The organism is Acinetobacter sp. 8I-beige, from assembly GCF_902505955.1.
Classification (GTDB): Bacteria; Pseudomonadota; Gammaproteobacteria; order Pseudomonadales; family Moraxellaceae; genus Acinetobacter; species Acinetobacter johnsonii.
The window spans coordinates 718310-730864 of record NZ_LR732792.1 but is presented as its reverse complement, the minus strand read 5'-3'; the positions used below and the strand labels follow the sequence as shown (position 1 = coordinate 730864).

Annotated in this window: 13 protein-coding genes; 6 read left to right on the top strand and 7 right to left on the bottom strand. The window is 41.2% G+C overall.

Annotated features, from left to right (window positions below):
* Positions 1-29 precede the first annotated feature (29 nt).
* Positions 30-1838 (top strand): SEL1-like repeat protein, encoded by a 1809-nt coding sequence (locus tag GVX98_RS13840; protein WP_159128414.1) that lies wholly within the window; start codon positions 30-32, stop codon positions 1836-1838.
* Between the two features lie 438 nt (positions 1839-2276).
* On the opposite strand, the gene GVX98_RS13835 is transcribed toward GVX98_RS13840, so the two are convergent.
* The gene (locus GVX98_RS13835; RefSeq protein ID WP_159128413.1) at positions 2277-3278 is read right to left on the bottom strand and encodes a YafY family protein; all 1002 of its coding nucleotides are present in this window, start codon (positions 3276-3278) and stop codon (positions 2277-2279) included.
* A gap of 239 nt (positions 3279-3517) precedes the next feature.
* On the opposite strand from GVX98_RS13835, the gene GVX98_RS13830 reads away from it, so the two are divergent.
* From GVX98_RS13830 to GVX98_RS13810, 5 genes are read left to right on the top strand one after another with little or no spacing between them, the layout of a single operon-like run.
* Complete coding sequence (locus GVX98_RS13830; RefSeq protein WP_159128412.1) at positions 3518-5068, top strand: circularly permuted type 2 ATP-grasp protein; 1551 nt, start codon at positions 3518-3520, stop codon at positions 5066-5068.
* 25 nt (positions 5069-5093) lie between these two features.
* Positions 5094-5696, top strand: a complete 603-nt coding sequence (locus GVX98_RS13825) for an alpha-E domain-containing protein (protein ID WP_159128411.1) — start codon at positions 5094-5096, stop codon at positions 5694-5696.
* Complete coding sequence (locus GVX98_RS13820; RefSeq protein WP_159128410.1) at positions 5693-6472, top strand: transglutaminase family protein; 780 nt, start codon at positions 5693-5695, stop codon at positions 6470-6472. The genes GVX98_RS13825 and GVX98_RS13820 overlap by 4 nt, the downstream gene beginning before the upstream one ends.
* A gap of 24 nt (positions 6473-6496) precedes the next feature.
* On the top strand, positions 6497-7231 hold the full coding sequence (locus GVX98_RS13815; protein WP_004696423.1) for a proteasome-type protease: 735 nt from the start codon (positions 6497-6499) through the stop codon (positions 7229-7231).
* A 47-nt stretch (positions 7232-7278) separates the two neighbouring features.
* Complete coding sequence (locus GVX98_RS13810) at positions 7279-7704, top strand: BLUF domain-containing protein (RefSeq protein ID WP_159128409.1); 426 nt, start codon at positions 7279-7281, stop codon at positions 7702-7704.
* 30 nt (positions 7705-7734) lie between these two features.
* Here GVX98_RS13810 and alr read toward each other — a convergent pair whose 3' ends face one another.
* The 6 genes from alr to GVX98_RS13780 form a co-directional block, all read right to left on the bottom strand.
* Positions 7735-8805: an alanine racemase gene (alr, locus tag GVX98_RS13805; RefSeq protein ID WP_159128408.1), complete on the bottom strand. Its 1071-nt coding sequence runs from the start codon at positions 8803-8805 to the stop codon at positions 7735-7737.
* 47 nt (positions 8806-8852) lie between these two features.
* Positions 8853-10298, bottom strand: coding sequence for a replicative DNA helicase (gene dnaB / locus GVX98_RS13800; RefSeq protein ID WP_004696432.1), 1446 nt, complete (start codon positions 10296-10298; stop codon positions 8853-8855).
* Between the two features lie 272 nt (positions 10299-10570).
* Complete coding sequence (rplI, locus tag GVX98_RS13795) at positions 10571-11017, bottom strand: 50S ribosomal protein L9 (RefSeq protein ID WP_004696433.1); 447 nt, start codon at positions 11015-11017, stop codon at positions 10571-10573.
* A 9-nt stretch (positions 11018-11026) separates the two neighbouring features.
* Positions 11027-11254, bottom strand: a complete 228-nt coding sequence (gene rpsR, locus GVX98_RS13790) for a 30S ribosomal protein S18 (RefSeq protein WP_004278792.1) — start codon at positions 11252-11254, stop codon at positions 11027-11029.
* Positions 11255-11265: 11 nt separating this feature from the next.
* Positions 11266-11652: a 30S ribosomal protein S6 gene (gene rpsF, locus GVX98_RS13785; protein ID WP_004696436.1), complete on the bottom strand. Its 387-nt coding sequence runs from the start codon at positions 11650-11652 to the stop codon at positions 11266-11268.
* A gap of 144 nt (positions 11653-11796) precedes the next feature.
* Positions 11797-12552, bottom strand: coding sequence for a DUF3142 domain-containing protein (locus GVX98_RS13780; RefSeq protein WP_159128407.1), 756 nt, complete (start codon positions 12550-12552; stop codon positions 11797-11799).
* Positions 12553-12555 lie beyond the last annotated feature (3 nt).

Sequence of the window (12555 nt, the reverse complement as noted above, 5' to 3'; positions counted from 1 at the left end):
GAAATATACAATAAAAAATAAGGTGAATTATGTCATTACATTATAAAAGTGGAGAAGAGATTCGCGCGGGTGATGTGGTTATCTGGCTCAATCAAAGTAGTGAGTTTTATCAATTTGATCAAGCCATTATGAAAGTTTGGGAGGTTGCTAAAACCAATGATGGAGAACTGGTTGGGGTAAATTTAATGCCACCAGAAGCAGAATCTCCTATGCAGATGCTGAGAGCATTGGTTCGACCCGAAGATCCTGAGCCATCTGCTGATATTGTGAAAATGAAAGATGTTCCGGGACTCTATACCATTACACGATGGTTTTTACCCTTGGAGCAGGTGTCTAAAAGTTTGGGATTGATTGAACGTATTGATTATTTTGCTGAATATAAAACAGGACATGGAGCGTTAATCCTTCAATTAATTAGAGGTAAAGCCGAGCAATATCGGGGTATTTATCAATATTATTTGGCAGATCAAGCCTACCAAGAGCGTGAGTTTCAGCTCTATATTGATTTACTACGTCAATCTGCTCAGTCGGGTTATACCCCTGCGATGTGTCAGTTAGCGCAGCAATTATTCATTGGTGGAATTTTACAAAAAAGTCTGGAAGGAAGTTTTAACTGGTATCGAGAAGCCGCAGCCAAAATGGATAGCATTGCGCTATATCAGTTGGGGGGATGTTATGCACGAGGTCATGGCACCGAACAAGATTTACAAAAAAGTTTGCAGCTCTTGGAGCAGTCCTCTGAACAAGGTTGTTGGGCAGCCACATTGGGGTTGGCGGCTTATTATCGTTTTGGCTGGTTAACGTGTTTCTTGGTCAATTCAGTTTATCCAAATTATGGTGTGGTGAGCGAACATGTGATTCACTCGGCACGAGCATTCTATCTGTATCATCGAATCTCATCACAAGCACCTGAAACTGAAAAAGGTGTTTTAGCAAATGCTTATTATCATTTAGGCTGGATGTATCAAGATGGTATTGGGACACAACAAGACTACGAGCAGTGTGCATTTTGGTATCAAAAATCTGCTGATCTGGGTAATCCCGTTGCGATCAATAATTTAGCGGATAAGTATGAGCATGGTTTAGGTGTACCACTGGATTTAGATATGGCTATTGGACTGTATCAACAAGTAGCAGGTCAGGTCATAGCGGCAGATTTAAGTTTGGGTCGTATGTATTTAGAAGGACGAGGTGTTGAGCAAGACTTCGAATTGGCTCGAAAATATTTAAATGTCGTACTGGATGCACGCATTGAGGGTATAGATGAAATGCAGGCAGATGCGATGCAATTAATCGCATCCTTTACCGAAGAAAGTCCGCTGCAACTGGCTCAACACGTTCTCAAAAATGCACGGGACTACTCAATTGATCAGATTAATGAACAGATCCGAAAGATTGATTCATTTCTGCATATGGATGAAGCCAAACAACTATTCTTCAAACTATTTTTACTGAATGCCCAAAAAGGAGAAGCTTCCTCACAGTACCAAGTGGGTTATTGGTATTTAAATGGCTTGTACACTGAGAAAAATTTGGAAGAAGCCGTATATTGGATTCAAAAAGCGGCTGATCAAAAAGACCAATATGCGGAATGTAAAATTGGCTATTTGTATGAAAAAGGGCTCTATTTTAATGCCGATTTAGACGTTGCACAAAAATGGTATGAGCGGTCATTACGAAAACCTTGTACATCGTATACGCCTGAATATATCGGAGAGCAGTTGAATCCTGAGTATTTAAAAATGTATGACAGAATCAATAATGAAGCCCTCAAAGGGTTAGTGCGTATTGAAGACAAGCGGCCTAAACGTAGCAAGTGGCAATTTTGGAAGAAATAAACGCGGATGATTTGTAACGATTGCTGATGAGGACGGTTTTTGCGATCGGCATTTGGAAATGCAGAAGGCTAATCATAAGCCTGCTGACCATAAGGCCTGCTTTTTGTTTTGGCAGATAAACAAAGCAAAATAGTTGTTTAAGATAAAAACAGATAAAAATAGCCAATCATGTTATTTCACAAAAGTATCGCCGTCTTTTAAATTGATTTTACGTTCTTAACATGAGGTCAACACCATGACGATGAAATCGATCCGTTTTAACAGTGGAGAGCTTGCATGCCAATGCTAGTTTGTATCAATCACCAAAAACAGCGCACTTATCTTGGTTTAGGGGAGGCATTAAACCAAGATGAGCAATGAAAACGACAAACCCAAGCAATTCAAATATCTAATACCAAAAAGACTGTAAAGCCCCTAATACTTGGGGCTTTTTTTATTTTAGTCGGTGATAGTTTGATTAACTGCATCACGAACTTCTTTTGGTTCAATGTGACTAATTTTATGCCCAAAACTACGTAACCACCACACCAGTTGATTGGTAAAAGGTACGGTAGCATGAACCAAGATTTGCCCATTTCCGAGCGGTTCTAAAATCTGATTGGTACTGAGTTTGGTTTCTTCCAAATACAGCGCATCTATTTCAGTCATAGTCAGGGTAAGTGCAACGGTTTCTGTAGGTTTTGAAAAGTCTACACGGAAACCTAATGCACCTGATTCGATGTATTCATCGATATCGAAATTGACTGGGTGTAAGGCACGAGTGTTTAAAACCGTCGCTGATTTGAAACGGTGAAGTGCAAAGGTTTGAATATCGGTTTTATCGTGACGGGTACAAATCAGATAAATAATTGCACCTTTTTGAACCAGTGCCAGAGGGTTGAGCGTATAGGTTTTTGCTTCAGCCGCTTGGTTTAAACCTTGATAAACACATTCTAGCTGTTTGTCTTGGAGCAGTCCTTCATAGATGGCTTGCTGTGCTGTTTTCTCCACAATAGGAGGAATCAGCGGTTGTGTAGCAGGAACAATGCGTACACGGTTAATCCATTGGCGCACATTGTTTTGGGTAGAGAGGCTACGACGTGCTAAGTCAAACCATGGATTCATTTCTTCAATTAAGCTTGGAGGAAGAAGATGTTTAAGGTGTTCTTCAACCATCATAAACGTCACCGCCTGAGAGCTGGTCATGTGCGGTAAGCTTTGAATCGGGGCATCAGAACGCCAACGCCAACCTTGAGGTACAGCGCCATTGTTTTCAATCGGGAAGCGTTGAGAGATTTGATTTAAATCACGTTGAATGGTTCGCAAAGTAATATCGATGCCTTCACGTTGTAAAATCTCTTGCAGCTCTCGAGTTCCCATCCATTTTCCAGTGGAAAGACGAGACAAAATTTGCCATTGGCGGTAGAGACTATTGGACGTTTCTTTTTCTTGTATAGACATAGTTTAATAAAATATAGGAGTCGAAATTACTTACTTGAATGTGAACACAATAAGAAAACTCATTCGTTTAAGCAAGCTTTGCTTGAAATTTTTCAGTTATATTTTTTGACACAACTTAATGCGAAATAGAATTGAAGCAATGTGTTTTTTATCGATTAATAAACAAAGCATCTTTAGAAATCCATGGCATAGATATTGCTACGTATGGGTTACATATCGATAACAATTGAGAGGTTTGTATGTTTAAAGAAGATAAAGATACAAATGTAAATACGATGTTGGACGGATATAAGCTTAACTCTCCTGTATTAAATCCGATTCACTCTCATGATCGTCTATCGAGCCAGTCTGTTGGATTGTTTCATCAAATGACCTCGAATTTCTTTAATGAAATGACAGATGACCAAGCGATGTCTGGTGAGGCTTGTGCACGTATTGAGCACTGGTTGTCACAGCATAGTGTGCAAGAACTCGAAGAACTAAACCAAATTGCCAAACAGCATTTTTTATATGAAGGTATTACGTTTACTGTATATGGTGAATCTGAGGGCATTGAGCGTACCATCCCTTATGATTTAATTCCACGTGTGATCGCTAAACAACAATGGAATAAAATTTCCCTTGGCTCTGCACAACGTGTACGGGCTTTAAATCTATTTTTACATGATATTTACCATCAACAAGACATTCTCAAAGCGAGAATTATTCCAGAGCTGCAAGTATTGACGCATGAAGCTTATCAACCGCATATGTATGAGCACCGTTTAAAAGGTCAGATTTATAGCCAAATTAGTGGGATTGATATTATCCGGGATGGGCAGGGTGAGTTTTATGTACTCGAAGATAACTTAAGAACGCCGTCGGGTGTGTCTTATATGCTTGAAAGTCGTAAGATTAGTGAAAAACTCATGCCTGATTTAATGCAGAAGAACCATATTTTAGGCATAGAACAATATCCACAATTACTTAAACAAATCTTGGCTGAAAATGCTTATGTCGATCAGCCTTTCATCGTGGTGTTGACACCGGGGCGTTTTAATAGTGCCTATTATGAACATGCTTTTTTAGCCCGTGAAATGGATGTGCCTTTGGTGACATCGCGTGATTTATTTGTGGAGCATGATAAGGTCTATGTCAAAACCATTCGGGGCCGTCAACGAGTGGATGTGGTTTACCGTCGCTTGGATGATGCATACCTTGACCCACTGTGCTTTATGCCGAATAGCACTTTAGGTGTCGCAGGGTTGATGTCGGCTTATTTGAGTCATAACGTGGTTATTGCGAATGCACCAGGCACAGGAGTTGCTGATGATAAGTCGATTTATCCTTATGTCGATAAAATGATTCAGTTTTATTTAGGTGAAAAACCTATCTTAAAAAATGTTCCGACATATCAATGCCGTAACAAGCAAGATTTGGCTTATGTACTCGAGAACCTTGAGCAGTTAGTGGTCAAAGAGGCGCAAGGTTCGGGTGGGTATGGTATGCTGATTGGACCGCAAGCTTGTAAAAGCCAAATTGAGCAATTTAGAGATAAGCTCATGGCGACGCCGCATTTATATATTGCCCAGCCCACTTTAGAGCTTTCAGTCAGTCCAACCATGACTGAATCGGGTGTGTCTGAGCGTCATATTGACCTTAGACCGTTTGTACTCAGTTCACCGTATCGTACCGAAATTGTCCCTGGTGGTTTAACACGTGTTGCGATGAAAGAAGGTTCGTTGGTGGTCAACTCATCCCAAGGAGGAGGAATTAAAGACACTTGGGTCGTGGAAAATTTACATTCATAAAATAAACAAATATGAGGGTAGAACTATGCTTTTATTAAGCACCAATGCTGAAAATATTTTTTGGTTAGGGCGTTATTTAACACGTACTCAATATTTGTGTGCTCAGTTTCCTTTTACCCAAGACCAGCCTGCAATGGATTATGCGCATGCATTTTGCTTGCCTGCTTTTGATGCGTGCTCACTGAATGAGCTGATTTTAAACCCAAACAATCCTGCTTCATTTAACCAGCAATTTCAAAGTGCCAAGAGTAATGTGCAAGACTTGCGTGGGATTTTATCTGCAAAGGCCTATGCGGAACTGAATCAATTTATCAAAAATGCCACTGAAAACACTGCGTATATTTGTGATGTGGTTGGAGAGTGTCAGGATGTACTTGAGTCAGAAGCCAGTGATGTCTTTCTATTCTTTAGTTTGGGGCAAATGATTGAGCAGCTCGACCGTCAAATTCGCCTGAAACAAGATGCACAAAATACTTTAGTTGAAATAGAAAACATCGTCATATTGTTAAAAGAAATGGGCTGGCTAAATCTGGCACAAGCTTGGCTAGAGCTCAAATCGCAACCTGATGCGATGAATTTTTATCATTTTAGTGATTATATTCAACAATTGTTTGAGGTTGATGTATGAAACTTATGATCAATCATCAAACGCATTATCAATATAGTGAATTGGCGCTGAATAGTATTCAATATATCAAAATGACACCTACGAATAATTCACACCAAAAGGTATGTCATTGGCATGTGAGTGTGCCAGGAGAGCGTGAAGAAAAACGGGATGCCTTCCAAAATATTTGGATTACCAGTTCGCAACGTGAAGCCTATCAACAGCTGACCATAATGGCGCAGGGCATTGTTGAAATTAATAGCTTGGCAGAACATGGCATACAAGATCGGCTGAATCCCAATTTATTTTTACAGCCGACGCCCAATACCCAGTGCAATGCCGAAATGAAGGCATTTGCACATCAGTATGTGCCTGAGCTGAATCGGGAAAGTTTGATGAAACTGTCAGAAGCAGTTTTAGCGCATATCCCTTATGTACCTGCTGAAACCTCGGTGCTAACTTCGGCAATTGATGCATTCAATGGGCAGCAAGGCGTATGTCAGGACCATAGTCATGTTTTTATTGCCATGTGTAAGCATCTTGGCTTACCGGTACGTTATGTATCAGGGTATTTGCATGTGCCTGAAACTTCACACCTTGCCAGTCACGCGTGGGCCGAGGCGTATATTGATGATGCGTGGTATTGTTTTGATACCAGTAATCAATTGTTCAAACCACAGTCACATATCTATGTAGCTATTGGGCGCGATTATTGGGATGTAGCTCCCGTTCGTGGCGTACGTGAAAAAGGTGGGGTGGAATCGATGCATTCCATGGTACAAGTTTTAAGTTGTTAAGGTTTAGCTGAAAAAGGATGTTCTATGACCTATTGTTGTGCACTTCGTCTGCAAGATGGTTTGGTTTTTATAAGTGATACGCGTACGAATGCAGGTGTAGACCATATATCTGTGTTTAGGAAGCTGTATACCTTTGGTGTAGAGGGTGAACGCTTTATTGCGATTCAAACCTCAGGAAACTTAGCAACGACCCAAGCGGTGATTGGACATTTAAAAAATCATCTGGAGTTAAGCCAAGAACCCAATTTATATAGTGTCAATACCATGTTCGAAGCGGCTGAGTTGGTCGGGCATACTTTGAAAAAAGTCTTGGCGGATATGGCACCGGACACGCAGGAACAGAGTAATTACTACTGTAGCTTATTGGTCGGTGGACAAATTAAAGGGGCAGAAATGCAACTTTATAATATTTATCCGCAGGGGAATTTTATTTGTGCGACCAAAGATACGCCGTATTTTCAAATTGGTGAAAGTAAATATGGAAAGCCGATTCTAGATCGTGCATTACGGTATGACATGCCCTTAGATGAAGCGGTGAAGTGTAGTTTGATTTCTTTTGATTCAACCTTACGCTCCAATGTTTCTGTAGGTTTGCCCTTAGATGCTTTGGTGTATACAAGAGATAGTTTACATATTCCAGTGGGTAAGCGGATTGATGAAGAGGATCCGTATTTTTCAAGCATCAGTAAGCAATGGTCGGATACCTTAAGAAAAGGATTACAAGAATTGGCAAAGCCGACGGATGACTATTTAGTATAAACGTGTTAGATGCTAAAAATAATGAAATCAATCAATTGGGGAAGTCTATGCGGCAAATTTGCTATGCAAGTACTTCAACTTCGGATCAGGTGCAGCTTCTTCAAGATGTTCGGGACATTTTAAGCGAAGCGCGTGATTTTAATGCAGTACATAATATTTCAGGCGTTCTTTATTATGCAGATCAGCATTATTTCCAGTGCTTAGAAGGGGATGAAGCTGCTTTAGAATTATTAATGTCAAAATTATTGAAAGACCCTAGACATAAAGATATCAGAGTCTTTGAGGCGAAAACCATTCACGCGGCACATTTTAGAGCTTGGGGCATGAAGTATGTGCAACGTATGAGTAGTGTACATACCAAAATGCGTGAGATGGGTTTTGCAACATTTGAACCGCAGAGTATGAGTCAGCAACAAATTGATCAGTTGTTACAAGACCTTTACGATGCCCAGCCTGATGAGAGTTTGTGTTGAAAAAAGCCCAAGTAGAACTTGGGCTTTTTGTTAGATTTGCTTACGTGTAGGGCGATTGCTTAACCGACAAAGTAGCTCATAACCAATAGTTCCATTGGCTTCCGCAACATCGTCAACTAAGCGGTTTTCACCCCAGAGCTCAACCTTTGTACCGAGTTTGGCGTTTAAACCCGTCACATCGATCGCAATCATATCCATCGCAACTCGGCCCACAATAGCTACTGCTTGACCATTTATAGCAACATAGTTTTGCTTTGGAAATGCACGTGGATAGCCATCACCATAACCAATCGAAACAATGGCCAGTTCAGTTTCTTGGTTTGCGACAAAATGCGAACCATAGCCGACACCTTCACCTGCTTGAATGGTATTTAATGCAATAATTTCCGCCGTGAAGCTCATAACGGGCTTTAAGTCCAAGTCGTGTGCATTTTTATCGGCAAAAGGTGATGCACCGTAAAGCATGATGCCGGGACGAACAAAATCAAAATTAAGTTCTGGCCATTTAAATATAGCAGCTGAGTTACAACATGAGGCTAGGATGGGTGAACAGGCTTCTTTGATGTGTAGAAATTGCGCACGTTGCCGCTCATTGAGTGGGTGATCCGCATCGGCATTGGCAAAGTGCATTGCCAGTACGCATGTAAAGCCTTCTGCTTTTAAAGTGTTGATGACATCAATGATTTCGGCAACTTTAAAGCCTAAACGGTTCATACCGCTGTTGAGTTTGACCCATACTTTGAGCTTTTGATCGATATACGCTGCTTTGTGTGAGATTAACCAATCGACTTGTTGTTGCTGATGAACCACACACTCGATATTTTGCTCAATGACGGTTTGCATTTCATCTGCTGAGAAAACACCTTCAATCAGGGTAATCGGCTGTTTAAAGCCGAGATCACGAATCTCTAGTGCTTCTTGTAAACAGGCGACGCCAAAGGCATCGGTTTCACTTAAGGCTGCTAAACAGTCTTTGACTCCGTGTCCATAAGCATTGGCTTTGACCATGCTGACGATTTTCGCGTTTGGGGCAAGTTGTTTGACACGGTTTAAATTATATTGCAGCGCTTGGCTATCAATATAAACTGTTGCTTGACGCACCCTAATTACTCCTACAGGGTCATGGAAAGGCGATGATGAGGCTTTAATTATTCCTCATCATCGTACTGAGCATAAAACTCAGGGGATAAGTTGCTAAAGCGGGTGTATTGGCCTTCAAAAGCAAGTCGAACGGTACCAATAGGGCCGTTACGCTGTTTGCCAATAATAATTTCGGCAGTGCCCGCTTCTTTGGACTCTTTGTTATAGACTTCGTCACGGTAAATAAACATGATTAAGTCGGCGTCCTGTTCGATCGCACCGGATTCACGTAAGTCTGACATCACGGGACGTTTGTTTGGCCGGTTCTCGAGGGAACGGTTAAGCTGCGATAGTGCAATCACAGGGCACATCATTTCTTTGGCAAGAGCTTTTAAGCTTCGTGAAATTTCCGAAATCTCACCGACACGGTTATCACCCATGCCTGGTACTTTCATTAGCTGTAAGTAATCGACCATGATGCAGCCGAGTTTACCATCGTGCTGTTTGGCAATACGACGTGCGCGAGCACGAACTTCTGTAGGCGGAAGAGCAGAGGAGTCGTCGATATAGAGCTTTTTCTCTTGCAGTTGCAAAATGGTGCCCGTAACTTTTGACCATTCATCACCATCGAGTTTACCTGAACGTAAATGTCCCTGATGGACTTTCCCGTAAGATGAAATTAAACGCATGGCGATGGAGTCGGCTGGCATCTCCATGGAGTAAACCAAGGCAGGTAAGTCATTATTAAACAGCACGCTTTCCACTAAATTCATGGCAAAAGTGGTTTTACCCATCGATGGACGCGCTGCAACAATAATCAAATCACCTGCTTGCATGCCCGAGGTTTTATTGTCGAGTTCAAGAAAGCCTGTAGTTAAGCCTGTAATGCTGCCTTCCATTTGCGACAGCTCATTCAGCTTATCAAATACATCAGCTACAACTGTATTGATGGCTTTAGGCCCTTGAGCTTTGGCATTGTTATTGTGTTGTTCAGCCAAAGAGAAAATATTAGTTTCGGCCAAATCTAAAATTTCACTGACGTTACGACCTTTGGTGTCATAGGCATTTTGTAAAATTTCAGAACTAACCTTGATCATGCTGCGCAAAGTCGAAAATTCTTTGATCTTGGTGGCATAAGTTTCCATGTTATAGAAACTAGACGGGGAGTCTGCCATCAATTGCATCAGGTACTCTTCACCACCAACCGCATCGAGTAGGTTTTGTGTAGTGAGCCAGTCATGCACTAAAACCGCATCATAGGGTGAGCTGTCTTTGGAGAGTTGTGCAATCGCGCGAAAAATATATTTATGGCGCGTCGCATAAAAGTCATTTTCAGTCAGTACATCGCCAACTTGTTCAAAGGATTCAGCAACCGTCATTAAAGCGGCAAGTACAGCTTGTTCCAATGCTAAGTTATGCGGAGGTGTACGGAATTCTTTCAGTTGCCCTGACTCATTTGGTTTATTGTCTTGTTTCGATGAGCTCTTTTGAGCAGTGGCATTCGCCTGTGACATATAACGCCCTGATTTTTAATACAGTAAGAGGGATAACTTAAGATAAATTTCACTGTAAATTTGGAAAAAATTACAGCCATTTAACTGTATGCACTTTATCAAAAAATGCAGCTGCTGTGTGCTGAATTCAAGGCTTATGGATAAAACCCATAATATTCAAATTTGGCATTTTTCGGGGCAGGCTGATGAAGTTTTAAGCTGAGCGAAGAAACTACTTTTTCATAGAGATAAAAAAAGAGCATGCAAAAGCATGCTCTTTTTTTTGCAAGAAATTACTCAGATACGATAGTAACGAGAACTTCAGCAACAACATCATGGTGCAATTGGATTGCGATGTTGAATTCGCCAGTGTGACGAAGTGCACCGTTCGGTAAACGAACTTCTGCACGGTCAACTTCAAGACCAGCATTTGTTAACGCGTCAGCGATATCACGAGTACCGATAGAACCGAATAGTTTACCTTCGTCACCAGCTTTCGCAGTGATTACGATGTTAACTTCGTCTAATTGGCTAGCACGTGCTTGAGCAGCAGCTAAAACATCAGCTTCAGCTTTCTCAAGTTCAGCGCGACGAGCTTCAAAAGCAGCAGTGTTAGCTTCAGTAGCTGCTACTGCTTGACCTTGAGGGATAAGGTAGTTGCGGCCGTAACCAGCTTTAACTGAAACTTTATCGCCTAATTTACCAAGGTTTTTAATGCGTTGTAATAAGATAATATCCACAGCTCAACCTCACTTATGATTGTCAGTGTAAGGGATCAAAGACAAGTAGCGAGCTTGTTTAATAGCAAGCGCTAATTGACGTTGGTAACGAGCTTTAGTACCTGTAATACGGCTAGGAACAATCTTGCCGTTTTCAGTGATGTACTGTTTTAAAGTGTCGATATCTTTGTAGTCGATGTACGTAACGTTCTCAGCTGTAAAGCGGCAGAACTTGCGACGACGGTAAAAACGTGCCATTGATGTTCTCCTTATGCTTCAGCAGAGTCTTGAGCTTGTTGTGCTTCTTCACGTTGAGCTTTACGCGCACGTTTTTCTTCAGCACTCTTAGCCAATAGTGACTCTTCAGTGATAGCGTTCTCACGACGGATGATAAGGCTACGAATAATTGCATCGTTGTAACGGAACAATTCTTCTAACTCATCAAGAGTAGTTTGACCACACTCAACATTCATAAGAATGTAGTGAGCTTTGTGGATCTTGTTAATTGGGTAAGCCAATTGACGACGGCCCCAGTCTTCAAGACGGTGAATTTGACCTTCAGCTTCTTTGATGTGAGTTAGGTAGCGTTCTACCATACCAACGACTTGATCGCTTTGATCAGGGTGTACTAAAAGTACGATTTCGTAATGACGCATTGTCAGCTCCTTACGGTTTAAACAGCCCCTAACAAAAAAGTTGTTAGAAGCAAGGAGTCACAACCAAGGTTGTGTCGCATTAGATGCGAAGGGGGAATTTTAGAGACTTTGCTCGCCAAATTCAAGAACTTCTCTTAAAAAGCCCTAATTATTTTGAGGTTTTGAGCGTAAAAGGAAGACAACATAGCCTTTAAAGTTTGTATCATTTTCAAGCTTTGGCGGTCTATGCCACTCACCGTGTTGAACGATGCCAATTTTATAAGGTAGTTTCAGTACTGAAACTTTTTTTAGATAAGCTGCATAGTTGGGTATGGTGGTTGAACCTTGATAGGTTTGAATGACCAACTCATCGATGGTGTTATTCAGGAGGTTTAAAGTCTCCTGATTTGTAACATTGGCCCAGTCCATTAAACCCGTGATACTGAGTTGATAGTGCTGAGGCAATTGTTTTCTTAATTGACTTAAGAATAGGGCATATTGGTGAATGTGTTTGGTTTTGGCATCGAAATCAATTTGTATGCCTTGAATATGATTCCCTGCATTTTCCCATTGCTGAACGCGTTGTAGAATGTGTGTAAGCTCTTGGCCTTGCCAGTCTAAATGATAATTACGAAAAACCAGCCACACCTTTTGCTGAGGAATTTTTAAGACGCTTACGCCTTGCGGTATGAGCTTAGAGTGATGTGTTTGGGAATCTAAACGGATTTCACCTTGTAAAATATAAAGTTCTTTAGCCGCTTTGAGATAAGGGGCAGATGAAATATTGCCCCAAATCCAAAACGCATCATAGTCTTCGGCATTTACCCGACTAGATGTTGAAGCTGACTGACTCGGCTGACAAGCTATGATGCTCAGCATACAGATCAACGTTATAACAACTGAAAAAATCTGCTTCAACATATA